The sequence below is a fragment of the Granulicella sibirica genome (genome assembly GCF_004115155.1).
GTDB lineage: Bacteria > Acidobacteriota > Terriglobia > Terriglobales > Acidobacteriaceae > Edaphobacter > Edaphobacter sibiricus.
In genome coordinates this window covers 1,572,249-1,591,442 of the sequence record NZ_RDSM01000001.1, presented here as the reverse complement: position 1 = coordinate 1,591,442, position 19,194 = coordinate 1,572,249, and the positions used below count along the sequence as shown (strand labels likewise).

At 57.2% G+C, this 19,194-nt stretch carries 11 protein-coding genes, 1 pseudogene and 1 riboswitch; of the genes and pseudogenes, 5 read left to right on the top strand and 7 right to left on the bottom strand.

From position 1 onward, the window contains the following. Window positions 1-3: 3 nt before the first annotated feature. Both GRAN_RS06665 and GRAN_RS26935 read right to left on the bottom strand, forming a co-directional pair. The gene (locus tag GRAN_RS06665) at window positions 4-975 is read right to left on the bottom strand and encodes an ROK family protein (RefSeq protein ID WP_128912155.1); all 972 of its coding nucleotides are present in this window, start codon (window positions 973-975) and stop codon (window positions 4-6) included. A gap of 54 nt (window positions 976-1,029) precedes the next feature. Beyond that, window positions 1,030-1,140, bottom strand: a pseudogene (locus tag GRAN_RS26935) (hypothetical protein); the annotation flags it as partial. 240 nt (window positions 1,141-1,380) lie between these two features. On the opposite strand from GRAN_RS26935, the gene GRAN_RS06660 reads away from it, so the two are divergent. After that, window positions 1,381-3,345 (top strand): copper amine oxidase, encoded by a 1,965-nt coding sequence (locus tag GRAN_RS06660; protein ID WP_128912154.1) that lies wholly within the window; start codon window positions 1,381-1,383, stop codon window positions 3,343-3,345. A gap of 13 nt (window positions 3,346-3,358) precedes the next feature. On the opposite strand, the gene GRAN_RS06655 is transcribed toward GRAN_RS06660, so the two are convergent. The 4 genes from GRAN_RS06655 to GRAN_RS06640 form a co-directional block, all read right to left on the bottom strand. After that, window positions 3,359-4,462 carry an SIS domain-containing protein gene (locus GRAN_RS06655; protein ID WP_128912153.1) on the bottom strand — a complete coding sequence of 368 codons (1,104 nt, stop codon included), beginning with the start codon at window positions 4,460-4,462 and terminating at the stop codon, window positions 3,359-3,361. Between the two features lie 34 nt (window positions 4,463-4,496). Further along, window positions 4,497-5,474 (bottom strand): ROK family protein, encoded by a 978-nt coding sequence (locus GRAN_RS06650; RefSeq protein WP_241654375.1) that lies wholly within the window; start codon window positions 5,472-5,474, stop codon window positions 4,497-4,499. An 82-nt stretch (window positions 5,475-5,556) separates the two neighbouring features. Next, window positions 5,557-6,924, bottom strand: a complete 1,368-nt coding sequence (locus GRAN_RS06645; protein ID WP_128913011.1) for a sugar porter family MFS transporter — start codon at window positions 6,922-6,924, stop codon at window positions 5,557-5,559. A 117-nt stretch (window positions 6,925-7,041) separates the two neighbouring features. Continuing rightward, window positions 7,042-8,229, bottom strand: a complete 1,188-nt coding sequence (locus tag GRAN_RS06640; RefSeq protein WP_128913010.1) for a heparan-alpha-glucosaminide N-acetyltransferase domain-containing protein — start codon at window positions 8,227-8,229, stop codon at window positions 7,042-7,044. A gap of 289 nt (window positions 8,230-8,518) precedes the next feature. Beyond that, a riboswitch (cobalamin riboswitch) is annotated at window positions 8,519-8,710 on the top strand. 106 nt (window positions 8,711-8,816) lie between these two features. Between GRAN_RS06640 and GRAN_RS06635 the strand changes: the two genes are divergently transcribed. The 4 genes from GRAN_RS06635 to GRAN_RS06620 all read left to right on the top strand — a co-directional run bounded on the left by GRAN_RS06635 (window position 8,817) and on the right by GRAN_RS06620 (window position 17,734). Beyond that, on the top strand, window positions 8,817-11,675 hold the full coding sequence (locus tag GRAN_RS06635) for a ribonucleoside-diphosphate reductase subunit alpha (RefSeq protein ID WP_128912151.1): 2,859 nt from the start codon (window positions 8,817-8,819) through the stop codon (window positions 11,673-11,675). 17 nt (window positions 11,676-11,692) lie between these two features. Further along, complete coding sequence (locus GRAN_RS06630; RefSeq protein WP_128912150.1) at window positions 11,693-12,841, top strand: ribonucleotide-diphosphate reductase subunit beta; 1,149 nt, start codon at window positions 11,693-11,695, stop codon at window positions 12,839-12,841. Window positions 12,842-13,079: 238 nt separating this feature from the next. Next, window positions 13,080-13,964: an ABC transporter ATP-binding protein gene (locus GRAN_RS06625; protein ID WP_128912149.1), complete on the top strand. Its 885-nt coding sequence runs from the start codon at window positions 13,080-13,082 to the stop codon at window positions 13,962-13,964. 86 nt (window positions 13,965-14,050) lie between these two features. Continuing rightward, window positions 14,051-17,734: a M1 family aminopeptidase gene (locus GRAN_RS06620; RefSeq protein ID WP_128912148.1), complete on the top strand. Its 3,684-nt coding sequence runs from the start codon at window positions 14,051-14,053 to the stop codon at window positions 17,732-17,734. A gap of 125 nt (window positions 17,735-17,859) precedes the next feature. Here the strand turns inward: GRAN_RS06620 and GRAN_RS06615 are convergent, their stop codons facing one another. Then, window positions 17,860-19,011, bottom strand: a complete 1,152-nt coding sequence (locus GRAN_RS06615) for a GNAT family N-acetyltransferase (RefSeq protein WP_128912147.1) — start codon at window positions 19,009-19,011, stop codon at window positions 17,860-17,862. Window positions 19,012-19,194 lie beyond the last annotated feature (183 nt).

Here is a 19,194-nt window from a genome sequence, read left to right as displayed (position 1 = left end):
TCCTTAGATCTCAGGCTGCGGAAGGAGTAGAGATGGGATCGCTTCGAGCGCGACCGCAACACCGCCCCATAAGACAGCGGCGTCTCCCAAGGCTGCCGCTCCTATCTTTGTCACGGCGAATTCGCCTCGTTCAAGCTGCTTTCTAACCGATTCGATCAGGTAGGGATGGCTTCCGATCTTCCCATTGAACAGAATCAGCCCGGGATTTAGGATCAGCGATAAATTGATAACGATGTCAGAGACCATGCCCGCTCTCTTCGCGATAATCCTGCGGGCCCACGGATCGCCAGCCTGCGCCAGATCGAGAATGCCGACTACTTCGACCTCTTGCTCTTCGGCATGCGTACCGGTGGTGCCCTTCGAACCTTCCAGTCTTTCCGGAGCGGTCAGCACGGTCTCCAACTCGCCGAACTGATGGAGAGTCGGGTTCCGGCGAGAGACGAACGGAAGGCGCAGATAGCCTATCTCACCGGCTGACCATTGCGTGCCGTGGTGAATCTCTCCATTGAGCACGATGCCGGCCCCAATGCCGTTCCCAATGCTCACCAGGATGAAATTCTGCTCGGCACGTGCTGCTCCACGAAACCGCTCTCCTTGCGCTGCCAGGTTTGTGTCGTTCTCGATTATGACGGAGCAGCCCATCGCTTTGTGAAGCATGGTCCTAAGCGGGACTGAGCGCCACTGCTCGAGCGTACTGATCGAAAGCACCATGCCCTCGCAAACATTTGTGATCGCGGGGACTCCCACAACGATTGTAATCAGCCGTTCCTTTGCCTTCTTTTGAAGTCGCAGGAGTCGGCGTGCCTCCGCATGAATGAAGTCGCAGATTGCCTCTGGAGTTGTCTTCTTGCCCTGGAGGGATATCTCCGCGTGCTCGAGCTCGCATCCGTTCAGATCGACCAGAAGAAATGAAAGCGAGCGACCGGCGATATCGACAGCAAGTACACAGCCACGTTCCGCCTTGAACCGGATCATATCGGGAGGTCTTCCTCCGCTGGAACCTCCCTGTCCGAGAGGTTCGATCAAATCCGCCGCGAGCAAATCCTTCACCACATTCGTAATGGTCGGCGCGCTTAGCTTGGTTGCCCGTACGAGGTCCGCGCGGGAGCACGAAGGCGATTCCCGCAGCAGAGACAACACATTCAAGGCATTCGCGTGCCGTAAAGCAGACGGACGTCCTATCGAAATGGCTTCTCGTTTCACGTGGCTCGTAAAGTCTAAACGATCGATGCTACGAGGGGTGCGAATCGTTTACATAATAACCAAGATCGGCCTTGCGTCGGCGAAGGAACGTCCCCATACTAATCAAACCTTACTAAGTCTCGCACACACTCACCTGTCGGCCTCCGGACCGGTGATGAGAAAAGGATAGAACCTCCGATGCTGAAGATGAAGACGCTACTCGGCGCCTCCGCCGCCGTTCTTGTCTATGCCGCATGCGTTTGCGCACAAACAAGACTGCCGCAGCACCCACTCGACTCGCTTACCTCGGACGAGTACTGGACCGTTCACGACGTGCTTCAGCAGAGTGGGCACATGACGGATAAGACCCTCGTTGCAAGCCTCTTGCTGCATGAACCACTTAAGAGCACGGTTCTAGCTTGGAAACAGGGTGACCCTTTTCCAAGGGAGGTAGATGTGATCCTCGAAGCGGCAGGAAAGACAATCGAGGCGAGGGTAGATATTGCGGGACACAAGCTCGATTTCTGGAAGGAAGTCCCCGGAGTGCAGGCGCCCATCACCGAATCCGAACTCGACGATATGAGCGACATCATCAAGAAGGATCCACGCGTCATCGCGGCTCTCAAAACCCATGGCGTAACCGATCTTTCAAGCGTGCGCTGTGAACCCATTCCGCTCACCTTTATCGTCTTTCCCGAGCAATCCCGAAGCCGCATCGGGTATGGCGCATGCACGGATTCGCACGGCGTTTATCACCCTTGGGGCCGGTCGATCGAAGGCCTCTACATCCTGGCAAATCTCACGGCGGAGAAGGTCCTCGATGTCATCGATCGGGGTCCGCTGCCGATGCCGGCGAGCGATATCAACTACGAAGAGGGAGCCGCAACGCCGCGCCAGGGAACGACGCCTCTGCTGGTGACACAACCCCTCGGCCCTGGCTACAAGATCGATCACGGAGAAATCTCCTGGCAGAACTGGCACTTCCGTTTTCGCCTCGACGCCCGCGTCGGTCCTGTCGTCAACCTCGTGCGCTATCAGGATGGGAACAAACTTCGGTCCGTTATGTACGAGGGATCGCTCTCCGAGATGTACGTGCCTTACATGGATCCCGACGTCGGCTGGAACTCACGCGTCTTTCTCGACGCGGGCGAGTTCCTCCTAGGCGGTCTGATCAAGCCGGTGGGGCCCGACGACTGTCCCGCGCATGCGCAGTACTTCACCGGCGTCGTGCCCTCGGACAAAGGCACACCCGTGCTGAAACCGGAGTTAGCCTGCCTCTTCGAACATGCCTCCGACGGTCCGGCGTGGCGGCACTCGGAAGAGGGCTTGATGAGCGGTCGTCCCAGCCGCGAGCTTGTCCTTCGTACTGCGGCCGTCGTTGGCAACTACGACTACATCCTCGACTGGATCTTTCAGCAGGACGGAACAATCCGGGTCGCGGTCGGAGCAACCGGGATCGTTGAGACGAAAGCGGTCAAGGAGCAGGCTCTCGCGCACGTTATGGGTGACCAAGCCGGTAAGCTCGAGCACGGCACGCTGGTTGCACCGAATACGCTTGCCATCAATCACGATCACTATTTCTCTTATAGGCTCGACATGGATGTCGACGGGCCGAATAACAGCTTCATGGTCGACCGACTCGTACCTGAACAGCTCACAGGCTCGGCGCGCAAGACTATCTGGGGGGTCGCCTCTTCGATCGCGCACACCGAGAAGGACGGCACCCTCGATGTGGACCCGCGGCATCCTGGCATGTGGCACTTCATCAACCCCACCCAGCATGGCGCGGTAGGCTACCCGACCGGCTATGAGATCATGCCCGGAGCAACGGCAGTCTCAAACATCCCGCTGGACGATCCGGCCCAGAAAGTGGGTGCTTTCTCGGAGCACCAGATGTGGGTTACTCCCTATGCTGCTGACGAACTTTACGCTTCCGGGACCTACGTGACCAGTAGCAAGGGTCTTGAGGGTCTTCCAGCCTGGACCGCAGCGAATCGCTCTATTGAAAACACCGACATTGTTGGCTGGTACACCCTGGGCTTCCATCACGTCGTCCGGCTTGAGGACTGGCCGATTATGCCAACAATGTGGCATGACTTCCTTATCCGTCCAGCTAACTTCTTCGATCAAAATCCCGTTTTGACATTGCCTCATCAACCTTGAGGCAAAGGCTCGCCTACTGCTCCATCACGCCGTACCGGAAACGTGGTGGTAGGCGGCAGCCTGTCTTCTCCACCATTCCCAGGGTCAGCGCCTGGGGCACGAGCAGGGAAGTGATCCCCTCCCACGGTTCCGGTACCGCACCAATCCTGACGGGAAACATCGAAGCGCCCCCATCAAGCTCTTCGTTCGAGACAAGCACAACCTTACCGCCGCGCCGGTTACACTCCTGCGCAAGCTTGATGCCGAGGTCCGCCGCGCGTCCGAGCGCGAAGATGATCGCAACATGGGACTCGTCGACATCAAGGTTCGGTCCATGTTTGAAGCCCGCACCGGTATGTGGAGCAACTCGGAATCCACTCATCTCTCGAATGCAGAGCGCACTCATGATGGCCCCTCCATAGGCCGCGCCACGCCCCACGATCTCTGTATTCGCCGCCCCTCTGCAAAAAGCCTCAAGCTCTCCGCGCATCGAGAAAACTCGCTGAAGATCTGCGGCGTAGCTTTCAATCACGCGTTCGGCTTCGTCGCGCCATCGAACACCAACCATCTCCGAGGCGAGAATGATCGAAGCTGCCGTCGAGTTGGTATAAGTCTTTGTCGCGTTGCCGTACTCCGGACCCGCGAGTATCGGCAGCTTGTTTTGCGCCAGGCTCCAACATGTGCTCGCTTCGTTGTTACAAATCAGCCCGAGCGATCGCTCTTCTCCTTTACGGAAGAGTTCCACCAGTTCCGCGCTCTCCCCGGAAGTAGTGAGGAGCACCGATAGGGCGGCGTCATCCCAAGCCCTCATCCCGTAGTGAAGCCACTCCCCGGCATCTATCGAGAACGAGGGCCGTCCATGGGTCTGCAGAAGGATAGACGCACTGATTGACGAGCAGAAGGAACCGCCCATACCGATGAAGAGAACCGGTCCCTTGCCTGCAGCGAGCACACGAAAGCGCCGCAGCTCTTCCCTGATCGCGGAATCGCTGGAGTAGGCTCTGACAAGCTCACGCAATCGCTCTGGTTGCTCGCGGCATTCGTACTCCAATATCTCGATACCGTTCATCGCTAACAGCTCAGTTGTGGGCTCAATGCCGTTAATCCATCTTGCCGGTTGCTTCTTCGTCTCTTCCATCTCATCTTCCTTGCCACATAACTGCCCAATACAGTTAGAGTCGAACAGCCCCATGCGCGATCGCCGTATCCATCGCAAGACGAATGGCTCCTATCAACTGTGCCTCTTCACCCAGTGCGCTGATGACGAGCTTCGGAACAGCCCGCGTCCCACGCGCCTCAAGAATCTTCCGCGTCCTAGCGCAAAGGGCGGGGTGCATGCCGACACCTCCACCGAGAACGAAGAGTGGGCAATTCAAAATCAGCGCCATGTTATAGATCGCGTAGGCTAGCGTGCGTGCTGAATCATAAAGCACCGCATCGGCGAGCGTCTCCCCTGCCGATGCATGATCGAAGATTTCCGTCGCCGTGATATCCATGGGAAGCGTAGTCTTCGTCTCATCCCAAAGTGATTTCCAGCGAGCACGTATACCCTCGCCGCCAACGAAACCTTCCAGTGCCCCGGGCCTGCCGCGTTCAATCGCTTCTTCTGGTAGACCAGGTAGAAGCATGTAGCCGATCTCTCCCGCGGTCCATCCCGCCCCTTGGAATATGCGGCCATTTAGCACAATGCCGGCACCGACTCCGCTCCCAATCGCGAGAAAAACAAAGTCTCGAATATCCCTGGCCAAACCTGTCCGGCTCTCTCCTAGAGCTGCGACATTGACATCGTTATCAACCGAGACGGGAAGACCAAGGGCCGACTCAAGAAGCGCGCGCAAGGGAACATCGCGCCAACCCATGAGATACGACGTAGCAATGACGACCCCGGTCTCTGCATTTGTAACGCCCGGTGCGCCCACTCCAACCGCAAGCAGGTCATGTCGTCCCAGACCTGTCTGCGCCGCCAGCCCATCGACGCCCGCAGATATCAATTTGACGATCTCATCTGGGGCCTTGATCCCAACGGTGCGGGTAGACCACCTCGCCAGGACCTCGCCATGTCCGTCGGCGAGGGCAAGGCGTAGATTCGTTCCACCGAGGTCAACCCCGACCACATAGCCCTTGTCGATTCCATCCGCTGAACGTCTCAACTTGTTATCCAACCTGTGATCCAACAGCCATAGCATGTATGCATTTTCCCTGGGATGCGAGATCCCAGAATATGATCTGATCCTACGGAGCGACCGCCGCAGGTTTGGAACTGATGCTCTCCAACTCCCTCCCCTTTGTCTCGGGCACTACAAACCGAACGAAGACCAGAGTAAGGATGCAGAAGACACCGTAGATCGCGAAGGTCATCGCGTTCCCGGCTGCGTTGATGAGCGATAGAAACGTAAGTGACACGATAAAATTCGAGATCCCTGAGCCGAGTGAGGCAGCGGCTATGCCTCGTCCACGAACACGCAAGGGAAATACCTCGGAGGCTAAGATCCACGCGATAGGTCCCATGCTGAACGCGAAGCATGTGATGTACACCATCAGGCAAGCGGTCGCAACAAGCCCGAGCGATGATGCAAGATTAGCTTCGTTGTGGAACGCGTAGGACAGCACAAAGAGCGAGATGGTCATGCCTCCGACGCCTACGTAGAGCAGAGGCTTCCGTCCCACGCGGTCTACCAGGACAAGCGCAATCACAGTTGCGAGCACGTTCATGATGGCGACGAGGAAAGTGGCAAAGATAGCGCTCTTGTCAGACGCGATACCAGCAAGCGAGAAGATTCGCGGTCCATAGTAGATGATCGTGTTGATCCCGGTGACCTGCTGCAGCACGGTGAACCCGACGGCAGTGAGCAAAGACCCGCGTACCGCGGGACTCCACAGGACACTCCAACGCCGCTCCATCGTGGTCAGCAGGCTTACGCGAATATCTTCGAGAAGAAGCAACGCTCCGGCCTGATCCGTATACGTCTTCAACACGGCTTCCGCTTCGTCTATCCGGTTCTGTGCGTACAGCCAGCGTGGACTTTCTGGAACTGTCATGACCATCAGCAAGAAGAAGACTGCCGGCACCGCCCCGATGCCGAACATGAGTCTCCACGCATGCTGACCTGCGAGCCAGTATCCTGTCAGGTCCGCAAGCGCAATCCCGAGCGTGAGGGCGAACTGATAGAGTCCGATCAGCATGCCGCGCGATTGCGGAGGCGCAAGCTCGGATACATAAACGGGAGCGGTCACTGACGTAAAGCCGATTGCAATGCCGAGCAGGCCGCGCGCAAAGATCAGCGCACCTACGTTGGGCGACCACGGCGCGAGAACCGAGCCCAGAACGAAGATCGCGCCTCCGCACACAAGCGTAGCGCGGCGTCCGATGCGGTCGGCGATCATCCCTCCACTAATCGCGCCAAGCATTGCCCCAACCAGCACGACGCTGACGACAGCCTCTTCCATCTGTGTTGAGAGTGCGAAGGTGGAGCGCACATAGATGAGCGCAGCCGCGATGATGCCCATATCGAAGCCATACAGGAGTCCGCCGAGTCCAGCTATCAGCGAGACTCGCCAGAGGAAACCACGCTTCACCCTCGACCGTACCGCGGGTTCCATTTCCTGCAAGACTTCACCTCATAGGGTCTTCGCTGCTGTCGAATGCGCACTTAGTAATGTTTCATAAGGAAACACCAAGCAGCTTTCCCGCGCAACAACTTTGTTCAGTTCGCAACTTCACAGTTGCAGGCGCACCTTCGCTTTCGTGAGTACTGAAGAGATTGCGACCATGAGCATGGTGAACAACATCGCTTTAAGAACACCAGGTAAACCGAAGTTCATGTGGGTGCCGAGGTAAGTGATCCCTAAAGCGGAGAAGAGAAAGAACCACAGATCGGGCAGGAGGTAGGTTAGGAGGGCGTTTGAGCCGGCGGGTTTGATGAAAAAGGCCCATCCGGTCTTCTTCTGCATGTCACAGACCCAATAGAGCATGGTGAAGCAGAGGACGCTGGCTGCGGTGCTATAGAGGCACCAGGTGGGGGTGGCTCGGATTTTCGAGACTCCGAGGGGGGTGAGTAGGTAAGCGGAGACCAGGCAGATGAGGGCGAAAGAGATGGAGTATGCGATTTTCTTGCGGTTCTCGGGCCATTGGGGGCCTAAGAAGATGGTGGAGGTGAGGATGCCGGCCATAATATTCAGGGGCATGGAGAAGTTGCCGAAGGGCCAGACGTAGAGAGGTATGTGGTTGAAGATGTTGAGGATGTGGGCGGAGCAGAGGGAGTTCAGGGCTACGAGTAGGACAAACCAGGCGCCAGGCGCCCAGATAGCGCGGCGGGTCGGGACGTAGAGCAGGGATGTGGCGAAGTAGCTAAAGCCAATCAATCCAAGGATTTCGGGGTAAGAGAAGTTGATCCAGCCGATTCCACCGCTGGGGGTTGTGCGGCGGAACATGGCGTACATGATGACGACGAGCGCGAGGCCGAGCAGGCGGAGCCAAGTCTTTGATTTTGAGGTACTTGAGTAGACATTGAGGTAGAGCATGGCGCCGAGTAGGGCGATGAGGGCCCAGACGCTTCCAGGGAGGAGCATTGGGCCGGCCTGGTCGGCGTTTGCCAGGACAAGGCCGATGACGACGAGGCCAAGGGAGCGGAGGAAGATGTGGAGCCATAGGGCGGGCATCGATGGGTTCTGCTTGAGGCGCGCCCGGACCGAGAGGGGCATGGACATCCCTATGATGAACAAAAAGAAGGGGAAAACCATGTCCACGTAGGTCATGTAGTCGAGGCGGCCGGGGGCGTGATAGGTCCAGTACGGGAGGTGTTTCACTTCGGCGAGCTCGTTGACGAAGATCATGACGATCATCGTGATGCCGCGGAAGATGTCGATCGAGGCGACTCTGTTTGTGGTCTGGCTGGAGGGCTGCATTGTGCTCAAGTATGCCGCTTTTGTACGGTAGGATGTGGGGGGTTGTGCGGTAAATGCGGTTAGCGGGCCGGTAGAAAACGTGGTGGAGGGCGCGTCTTTACTGGCTAAAACTGATTTGCGACATGTTTTTTTGCGGTAAGCGGTGTGGTGGGGACTCCCTGGGGTGATTTGGAGGCTGCATTTGTCAAGCGTGTGCGGCCGCAAAACGGACTGGTGGAATTTCGGCTGGTTCGAGCGGTCCGTCCAGATATCCACAACATCTAGTAGCGGAGAGCGCAGGACGCCTATATAGTGATGTTCATTCCATGGTTCCCCGGATGTGAGTCCGGAGATGAAAAGGGAATCCGGTGAGAGTCCGGAACTGCCCCGCAGCGGTAAGCAGGTACGAACGCCACGATGACACTGGGTGCAAACCTGGGAAGTCCGGCAAGTAGGTCAGAACCTGCAGAGTCCGAAGACCTGCCATAGAAATATTCGCTGGCGCCTCCGAGGGGAGGCGAGGTGGCAGTGACTCGTTCCGCGGCAGCTCTCCGTGCTGGAACGCTTCTCCTGTTTCCTCGCAACCCTTTGAGGCAAGGAGACGGTCCATGGCCACCAATGCACTTCCTCATCTTGATTCCTCGCTTCAGATCCCCACGTCCTTTCTCTCCGGAACCAGCGGCGGCAGCGTCGCTGATTTCTCGGGTTTTCAGGTCATCCGCCGCAATGGCTCGCTTTCTGCGTTCGACGAGAGCAAGATCTCGAATGCCATCACCAAGGCCTTTATCGCGGTCGAGGGTACGACGGCGACCGGATCGCGACGCATCCATGACGCCGTGCGGGAGCTGACCACACAGATTGTGGTAGCGCTGAGCCGCCGGGCGGACAAGGCGCGCGCGCTGCACATCGAGGACATCCAGGACCAGGTGGAGCTTGCCCTGATGCGGTCAGGGGAGCACAAGGTCGCGCGAGCCTACGTGCTCTATCGCGCGGAACGGGCGGAACAGCGGCGGGTGCGCGCCCAGGTGGTGATTCAGTCCGTTCCAGCGCTCAAGGTCAGGCTGGCGAGCGGAGAGACGGTTCCTCTCGATGAGGTGCGGCTGCAGCGCGAGGTCGAGATGGCATGCCATGGGCTTGACGGAGTGAGCGCCGACGCCGTGATGTCAGAGGTTCGGCGCAACCTGTACGACGGTATCCTGGAGCATGAGGTCGGACTTGCCCAGACGATGTCGGCGCGTTCCCTGGTGGAGCAGGAGCCGAACTATGCGTTCGTGAGTGCGAGGTTGCTGATCAACATTCTGCGCGACGAGGCGCTGGGTTTCGTCCTGCCGGAGGCTGTCACTCCCATGAGGCAGAGTGTCACGATCGATTACGCCACTTACTTCCCGGCGTATATCCGGAAGGCGATCTTGCTGGACATTCTCGATAAGGAGCTTGGGCTTTTCGATCTGTCGCGGGTGGCGGCGGCGCTCGACGCGAGCCGAGATGGCAACTTCCAGTTCCTCGGATTGCAAACTTTGTATGACCGCTACTTCCTGCATGAGGGCGGTGTTCGGTTCGAGCTTCCGCAGGCGTTCTTTATGCGGGTAGCGATGGGACTGGCGATTCGCGAGATCGACCGCGAGGCGAAGGCCATCGAGTTCTACCAGTTGCTCTCGAGCTTCGACTTTATGTGCTCGACACCGACACTGTTCAATTGTGGGACGCTGCGTCCGCAACTTTCGTCGTGCTTTCTCACGACGATCGAGGATGACCTTGCGGGCATCTTCAAGGCGGTGAAGGATAATGCGCTGCTGTCGAAGTATGCGGGCGGACTGGGCAACGACTGGAGCAGCGTGCGTGGCCTTGGTTCGCATATCAAGGGCACGAACGGTCAGTCGCAGGGGCTCGTTCCTTTCCTGAAGGTGGCGAACGACACCGCGATTGCTGTGAACCAGGGAGGCAAGCGCAAAGGCGCGGTCTGCGGCTATCTCGAGACGTGGCACATCGATATCGAGGAGTTCCTCGATCTGCGCAAGAACACCGGTGACGACCGCCGGCGCACGCACGATATGAATACGGCGAACTGGGTGCCGGACCTCTTCATGCAACGGGTCGAGGAGGATGGCACGTGGACGCTCTTCTCTCCCGATGAGGTGCCGGACCTACATGACCTTTACGGGCGGGCGTTCGCGGAACGCTATGCGCACTACGAGACGAAGGCCGCGCGTGGCGAAGTTCGGGTGATGCGTACGGTGAAGGCAGTAGAGCTTTGGCGAAAGATGCTTACGATGATCTTCGAGACCGGGCATCCGTGGATCACCTTCAAGGACCCGTGCAATCTTCGCTCGCCACAACAGCATGCGGGTGTGGTGCATTCATCGAACTTATGCACGGAGATCACGCTGAATACTTCGGCGCAAGAGATTGCCGTGTGCAATCTCGGCTCGATCAACCTTGCAAACCACATGACGGAGGGTGGACTGGATCGGGCGCGGCTACGGCGCACGGTTCGTACCGCGATGCGGATGCTCGACAACGTGATCGACATCAACTTCTATACGGTACCCGAGGCGCGCGCGTCCAACCTGCGGCACCGGCCTGTGGGCCTTGGCATTATGGGTTATCAGGACGCGCTCTATCAGCAGCGCATTCCGTTTGCCTCCTCGGAGGCGGTTCGCTTTGCGGACGAGAGCATGGAGTGCATCAGCTATGAGGCGATCTCGGCCTCGGTCGATCTGGCTGAGGAACGGGGACGATATGCGAGCTTCGACGGGTCGCTGTGGTCAAAGGGCATCCTGCCTATCGACTCCGTGAAACTGCTGCAGGAGCATCGGGATCATACGATGACGATGACCCAAACGTCGACGCTGGACTGGGGAGCGTTGCGCGTCAGGGTGCAGAAGAGCGGCATGCGTAACTCCAACACACTTGCCATTGCGCCGACGGCTACTATCTCGAATATCTGCGGAGTAACCCAGTCGATCGAGCCCACTTATCAGAACCTCTTCGTGAAATCGAATATGAGCGGAGACTTCACGGTCGTGAACGCTTCCCTGGTAAACGACCTGAAGGGGCTTGGGCTGTGGGACGAAGTCATGATCTCCGACCTGAAGTACTTCGATGGTTCGCTTGGGTCGATTGACCGTGTGCCGGAAGAACTGAAGCGGCTTTACGCCACTTCGTTCGAAGTGGAAGCTACGTGGCTGATCCAGGCCGCAGCCTGCCGGCAGAAGTGGATCGACCAGGCGCAGTCTCTGAACCTGTATATCGATCAGCCGAGCGGACGGAAGCTCGATGCTCTTTATCGTGAGGCGTGGCACGCAGGGTTGAAGACTACCTACTATCTGCGCTCGCGTTCGGCAACGCATGTTGAGAAATCGACGGTGAAGCGGACAGATGGCAAGCTGAACGCCGTTGCCGTGACAACCGCACCGGCTGGTGTTGTCTGCGATATGTCCGACCCAACCTGCGAGGCCTGCCAGTAGGCAGAGAAGGAGTTACGATGTTGACCTGGTCTGACGAAGAAGTCGAAGTAGAGAAGATAAGTGTAATGCCGGCAGTTGCAGAGAAGCCAGTCGTCGGCCTTGAGTCTTATGTTGCGCCTATAAGTGAGACGGCTATCGATCGCAATGGAACGCGGGTTCGCGTCGATGATAAGGCAATGATCAACTGTCGCGCCGATGTGAACCAGCTTCTTCCGTTGAAGTATAAGTGGGCCTGGGAGAAGTACCTCTCGGGCTGCAATAACCACTGGATGCCCACCGAGGTTTCGATGCAGGCGGATATCGCTCTCTGGAAGAGTCCGAACGGACTTACCCCCGATGAGCGGCGCGCGATCAAGCGGAACCTTGGCTTCTTTGCTGCTTCGGAGTCATTAGTTGCGAATAACATAGTGCTCGCAATCTACAGGCATCTGACGAATCCTGAATGCCGGCAGTATCTGCTTCGGCAGGCATTTGAAGAGGCGGTGCATACGCACACGTTCCAGTACATCGTCGAGAGCCTCGGATTGAACGAAGGCGAGTTGTTCAACATGTACCGTGAGGTTCCGTCGATTACGGAGAAGGCTGCGTGGGCGATGAAGTACACGCAATCCCTAGCGGACGCTGCGTTCAGTACGGGGACGGCGGTGAAGGACAGAGATTTTCTGCGTGACCTGATTGCTTTCTATGTGGTGTTCGAAGGTATGTGGTTTTATACGGGCTTTGCACAGATCCTGTCGCTCGGACGGCGCAACAAGATGGTTGGAATTGCCGAGCAGTATCAATACATTTTGCGTGATGAAAGCATTCATCTGAACTTCGGGATCGATGTCATCAACCAGATCAAGGCTGAGAATCCGGGGCTGTGGAGCAGTGAATTCCAGGATGAGGTAAGTGGCATGCTTCGTTCGGCGGCGGAGCTTGAAGCGGCTTACGGGCGCGACACGATGCCGAATGGATTCCTCGGTCTGAGTGCAGTGCTTTGCGAGCAATACATGCACTTCATTGCGAACCGTCGATGTGCACAGATTGGGCTCGCTCCGGTGTTTGCCAAGACGGAGAATCCGTTCCCGTGGATGAGCGAGGCCATGGATCTCAAGAAGGAGAAGAACTTCTTTGAGACGCGAGTGATCGAATACCAGACCGGCGGTTCGCTTGGTTGGGACTAGGGTCTAAGCCACGTTTATGAGAGGAGACTCTGCGGACGAGGTTCTCATGGTTTCAGGGCTTCCGCCTGGCGGATAGCCGCCGTGACGCTCGGTACAACGGGGTGAAGGCCGATGGACACCGTCGATGCTGGTTCCGCACTTTGCTGTCGCGCAGAACGTTGCTCTTTCAGGCCGTTCGCCGTGATAAAGTGCGCCTACGCGGGAAAGTTGAACTGGGCAGTATCGGAGGATCTAACCTTTGGCACTCACGATTCAAGGACTATCGAAGACCTACCCTAATGGTGTCAAGGCTTTGCGTAACCTCTCCCTGACGATCGGCAACCAGATGTTCGGACTGCTCGGGCCGAACGGTGCGGGGAAAAGTAGCCTTATGCGCACGGTCGCCACGCTACAGGACCCTGACACCGGCACGATCTTTCTCGATAGCCTCGACGTGTTGAAGGAAAAGGATGCGGTCCGCAAGGTGCTCGGCTATCTTCCGCAGGAGTTCGGCGTTTACCCGAAGATGTCGGCGCTGGATATGCTGCAGCATCTCGCTGTGATGAAGGGGATTACGAATAAGACCGAACGTAACCAGATGGTGGATGCGCTGCTGAACCAGACGAATCTCTGGGATGCACGTAAGAAAGCACTAAGCACGTACTCCGGCGGCATGAAGCAGCGCTTTGGCATCGCGCAGGCTCTGCTTGCCAACCCAAAGCTGATCATTGTGGACGAGCCTACGGCAGGTCTTGATCCTGCCGAGCGCAATCGCTTCCTCAATCTGCTGAGTTCCATTGGCTCGAATGTGACGGTCATCCTGTCGACTCATATCGTCGAGGACGTGCGCGAACTCTGCCCCCGGATGGCCATCATCGCCAACGGCGAGCTGCTTCTGGAGGGCTCTCCCGCTGAGGCGCTGTATGAGTTGAAGGGGAAGATCTGGAGCAGGGTGGTCTCCACCGACGAGGAGCTTCGTGCTCTCGAAGCGAGCCTCAACGTCATCTCGACGCATCTCGTTGGCGGTCTGCATGAAGTAAGGATCTATGCCGACTCGAGTCCGGGTGAAGGCTTTACTCCGGTCGATTCCGGCCTCGAGGACGTGTACTTTCTCAACCTCGGAAGGCAGACCAAGACAAACTGACCGCGGATCACCTTTTGCCGTGCCCCTGACACAGTGAGGGCTCTTGATGCCGCCCTCCTCAGGACCCGCACCGAGGAGAAAGTCTTATGACCCAATTCTGGGAGTTCTTTACCTTCGAGCTGAAGTTCCGTGCGAAGAGCGTTTCCACCTACGTTTACTTCCTGCTCTGGTTCACCTTTGAGTTCCTTTGCATCGCCAGCGAGAGCTTCGGCCCTATTGGGAATGCGAATGGCAAGATCCTCCTCAATGGGCCATATGCCAACACCTATAACTACATCGGCGCCAGCTTCTTCGGCGTGATCGTGATCGCCGCCATCTTCGGCACATCGATCCTGCGCGACTTTCAGCGCGACACGATCCAGATCCTCTTCACCAAGCCCATCTCCAAGTTTGCTTATCTTGGTGGGCGGTGGGCGGGGTCGTTCGTCGCCACTGTCTTTGCATTCTCGGGGATGATCTTCGGTGGGTTTATCGGGACGTTTGCGCCCTGGGCGGATCACTCCCGCATCGGACCGAACCATCTCTTCTGGTATCTGCAGCCATTCTTCTCGGTGGCGGTCGTTCAGATCTTTTTTCTTGGATCGCTGTTCTTTCTCGTCGCGGCTCTCTCTCGCAGGATCTTCATCGTGTACCTGCAGGGCGCGGCGATCTTTATGATCTACATCATTGGCGTGAATGCCTTCTCCGCCACGCGCTCGCTCGAACACTTCTGGTCCGGCATCCTCGATCCCATCGGCTTCCTCTACAACGACGCCATCACCCGCTATTGGACGGTCATCGAGAAGAACACGCTGCTTTACTCCTGGACGGGCGTCTTCCTCTACAACCGCCTCCTGTGGAGCAGCATTGGGCTGCTGAGCCTGCTCGCCGTCTGGAAGCTCTTTCCCATGTCGGTGGAATCGCTTACCGCAAAGGCAAGCAGCAAGCGCGCCAATCTTCAGCGTGAGCAGGAAGAAACCGCCAAGCCTCGCCGCTCGCTTGTCGCCATCCCTTTACCCCGCGTTACGCAGATCTTCGGCTCCGGCACGTCTTTCGCGCAGTTCGTCTCGCTCACACGCATCCGTATCTCGAACATCGTTCACGAGGTTCCTTTCTGGGGAATCCTCGTGCTGATGGCAGCGCTCAGCCTGAACAACGGCCACTTCGCCGGCCGAAGGGATGGTTCGGTTAGTTGGCCCGTTACTTATTTAATGCTTCAGGCGGTGGAGGGCGGAGCGAGCCTCTTCTTCTACATCGTCGCGACGCTCTATGCGGCCGAACTCATCTGGCGTGAACGCGATACGCGCTTCTCCGGCATCCACGATGCGCTCCCCATGCGCGAGACGACCGACTGGTTCTCGAAGCTGGCGGCCCTCTGCTTCGTTGAGCTCGTCCTGCTCACGGTTGCCGGCTTCTGCGGCATCATTATGCAGACAGTGGCGGGTTACTACCACTTCGAGCTGATCCAATATGCACAGGAACTCTATCTCGTTGTCTTCCCCCAGGTTTTAATCTTCGTTCTCATCGCTCTCTTCGTACAGGCGGTTGTCTCGAACAAGTTCATCGGTCATGGCATCGTCATCGCCATCTTCGTGATTACTCCTATCCTGCAAAGCTTCGGCTGGGAGAACACGCTCTACCTCCTCGGCAACACCACTTCCGTGACTTACTCGGATATGAACCGCTACGGACACTTCGTCCCTGCGCTGATATGGTCGACGATCTACTGGCTTGGCTTCGTCAGCGTCCTTGGCGTCGTCTCCATTGCACTGGCCCGTCGAGGCTCTGAAGACGGGTGGGCCGCGCGTCTGAAGGTCGCTCTCCAGCGCGCGCCGGGGCTATTGCCTGCGGGTATCTTCCTCGTACTCGTGACGCTTGGCAGCGGGGCATGGTTTTTCTATAACGCCCACGTCTTGAACCCGTTTATCAGCGCGAAGCAAGGCCGCGTGATCCAGGCCGACTACGAACGCGCTTATAGGAAATACGAGCATCAGCCGATGCCCAAGATCATCGCCGTCGATGCCAACATCGACATCTTTCCCGAGCGCCGGTCCTTCACAGGCGACGGCCACTTCCTGCTCCAGAACAAGACGTCTGGCCCGATCTCGCAGATACACCTCTCCGACGCCCACGCCGCTGCCTTCGGCTCCATCGATCTTCAGCCATCCGTATCGAAGGTCCAGTTCGATCGCCCATTTCATATCGTGTCGACCAGCCCGACACACGTCTACACCATCTATCAGTTCGATACGCCGCTTGCGCCCGGCGAGACGGTCAACATGACCTTCAACGTGCAGCACATCAGCCGCGGCTTCAAGGATGGACACGAGCGGCCTGAGTTCGCGTACTCCGGCACCTTCTTCGACTCCGGCTACTTTCCCACGATCGGTTACGATTCGGGCGTCGAGTTAGACGATCCGCGCCGCCGCCGTGAAGAGAAGCTCGGAGAGCTCGAACTGTTGCCGCATCGCGGCGATCCTCTCGGTTCTGTTACGAACCTCTTCACGACACATTCTGATTGGATCAGCTTCCGTGCCACCGTCAGCACATCGGATTCTGACTCCGAAGGCAAGCCGCAGATAGCTGTCGCTCCGGGCTATCTGCAGACCGATTGGCACAAGGATGGCCGTCATTATTTCACCTACGATATGGGCCAGGTGAAGACGCTCGACTTCTTCAACTTCATCTCAGCCCGCTACGACGTAAAGCGAGTTGTGTATCCCGGGACGGCCGGTCCGATCAACATCGAGGTCTATCACATCCCGGCCCACAAATTCGACGTGGACGACATGATCGAGGCGTCCAAGGCGGGCTTTGCGTATTACGAGAAGAACTTCAGCCCGTTCCAGTTCAAGCAGTACCGCATTCTGGAGTTCCCGCGGTATCGGACATTCGCGCAGTCGTTCCCAAACACCGTGCCTTTTTCAGAGGCCATCGGCTTCATCGAGCGCACTGAAAAGCCTGAAGATATCGACTTCGCCTACTTCGTTACTGCGCACGAGCTTGCCCACCAGTGGTGGGCCCACCAACTGATCGGTGGCCAGGTAGAAGGTTCGAACATGATGTCCGAATCGCTTGCGGAGTATTCGGCGCTGCGGGTGATGGAGAAGAAGTATGGGACGGAGAACATGCGCAAGTTCCTCTCGCATGAGCTTGATGGCTATCTGCGTGGGCGTTCCGGGGAGATTCGCCACGAGAACCCACTTGTTCTTGTTCAGAATGAGCAATACGTCTGGTATCAGAAGGGTTCCGTCGTTCTCTACGCACTTTCTGATTACATTGGGGAAGACAAGCTGAATGCTGCTCTGCGTAGCTTCCTGATGCAGTATCGCTACGCGAATGCGACTGATAACCAGGATGTTCCTTATCCGGATACGCGGCACTTCGTGGATGCACTGCGGGCGGCTACTCCGGCGGAGTTGCAGTATTACATTACAGATGCGTTTGAGAATATCGTTCTCTACGATAACAAAGCTGTTAGCGCGAGTTATGTGCAGACGCCGGATAAGAAGTACAAGGTGACGCTTACTGTGCAGGCCAGGAAGGTCAAGGCGGACGGCAATGGAAATGAGACTCCCATGCCGCTTGCAGATTACATCGATATTGGGGTGTTTTCGGGCAAGAAGGCCCATGAAAAGCAGCTTTATTTGAAGAAAGAGAAGATCATGCAGGCGCAGCAGACGTTCGAGATCGTTGTGGATGAAGCGCCGACGTTCGCGGGGATCGATCCTTACAACAAGCTCATCGATCGGGTGTCGGACGACAACCAGATGGAGGTGAGCAAGCCCTGAGGGAGTCACGTACCGGCGGAGTGGTGGAGTGTAGCTAGCTGAGAGGCTCGCGCGGCTGGGGTTTAAGTAGCGGGTGCGCTGCCTGGGTTTCCGATTGCTTCGCGGGCACCCGTCTATGAGTATCGTTATTCATGACCGGGTGTAGCAACCGTCTGCGTGCTTTGCGATCCTGTTCGGCTGCGCCTTCTTCGGTACTCCGCCAGAAGGTACCTTCCAAGACGAACCACCACCGGACGCCATTTTGAGCGAAAGATATGGATCTGGAGAGTTGGTTCCAGAGCCGGTTCCCATTCCTCGTGCCAGTCGAGACCTGTGACAAGGCTGACTCGATCGATTTCGCCGAGCCCGATTGCACGTTCAATTACGCGTAGCAGTAAAAGTCTGCCGGGCGAAAACTCATTGAAGGCGTCGTCATGGCCAATTTTGTAAAGATGCTCCCACCCTGCCGTCCTAATCACGAATTGGCCTGCGACGGCCTTTTCTCCGGAGTACATCAAGGCTATGTCTGTCTCAAAGGATGGGTCGGATTCGGCGAGCAGCGAACGGTAGAAGGCTTTAGCGGTGGGAACCAGCGCTATTGCCGTCCTGGTTCCGCTTTCTCCCTTCCATCCAGAGGATTCCAAGCGTAGGAATTCATCAAAGAAAGAATCTATGTTGCCTTCCGCCCGAGCCATCTTCATCGATATCGGGCCATGCTTCTCCAGGCGTCTCGTACGGTTCGCGAGATTTCTTCGGAGCCGCCCTGACTTCAAGGAGAAGACAACTTCGCCCACGGGACCCGGTGTGCTTCGAGTGTGGAAGGTGCTGCATCCTTGCGATGGGGTGATGTTTGTCCACTGGGGATTGAGCGCGAGGGCGAGTCTGGCAGCGTTGCTGTCTGCCATCACTCGCGGCCATGAGATGACTGTCCACTTATACGGGTGGCCTTTGAATGCTTTAAGGACGGCGGCGCCAACCTCAGCAACATTGGAGTCAGGGGCCAGGGGGAAGTCGAATGCCGCCAACTGATGATCAAAGCCAAGTGTCAGGGCTTTTACCTCACCAAAGGGTCTAACCGCTGCGGTTGCCGGGATTACGGGAATGATCGACAACGGACGACCGTTGGCATCCGACACCCGGCAGAACCAAACGCTTTGCGCGTCTCCTGCAAGATGCATCGCCGCAGCCAGATTCCACTCGTAGCGAGCAAACAGCGGAGCACCCACAGCCAATTCACACCAATCCTTCTTTAGGAATCTGAGCCCATTAACCCCTTTGTGCCATTCCACGTTCAACATAGATTTGATAAAGATTCCTCTGTCGGATTCAGACTGCGAGTGATCGTATACCAGTTTCCGAAGATTGCAAGGAAGGGAATCAAGCGAAGACTACACAACGGTTATCTGTTTTCGGAACTTTCTACTGATCTCGAGTGCAAAGTCCGGCGATTGACGAGCCGGAACAAAGCTCTTCCGGCGTGA

Excerpts from the sequence above, each read along its gene's own strand:
- GRAN_RS06665 (WP_128912155.1), bottom strand. The coding sequence starts at position 975 with ATGATCCGGTTCAAGGCGGAACGTGGCTGTGTACTTGCTGTCGATATC.
- GRAN_RS06660 (WP_128912154.1), top strand. The coding sequence starts at position 1,381 with ATGCTGAAGATGAAGACGCTACTCGGCGCCTCCGCCGCCGTTCTTGTC.
- GRAN_RS06655 (WP_128912153.1), bottom strand. The coding sequence starts at position 4,462 with ATGGAAGAGACGAAGAAGCAACCGGCAAGATGGATTAACGGCATTGAG.
- GRAN_RS06645 (WP_128913011.1), bottom strand. The coding sequence starts at position 6,924 with ATGGAACCCGCGGTACGGTCGAGGGTGAAGCGTGGTTTCCTCTGGCGA.
- GRAN_RS06640 (WP_128913010.1), bottom strand. The coding sequence starts at position 8,229 with ATGCAGCCCTCCAGCCAGACCACAAACAGAGTCGCCTCGATCGACATC.
- GRAN_RS06635 (WP_128912151.1), top strand. The coding sequence starts at position 8,817 with ATGGCCACCAATGCACTTCCTCATCTTGATTCCTCGCTTCAGATCCCC.
- GRAN_RS06630 (WP_128912150.1), top strand. The coding sequence starts at position 11,693 with ATGTTGACCTGGTCTGACGAAGAAGTCGAAGTAGAGAAGATAAGTGTA.
- GRAN_RS06620 (WP_128912148.1), top strand. The coding sequence starts at position 14,051 with ATGACCCAATTCTGGGAGTTCTTTACCTTCGAGCTGAAGTTCCGTGCG.
- GRAN_RS06615 (WP_128912147.1), bottom strand. The coding sequence starts at position 19,011 with ATGTTGAACGTGGAATGGCACAAAGGGGTTAATGGGCTCAGATTCCTA.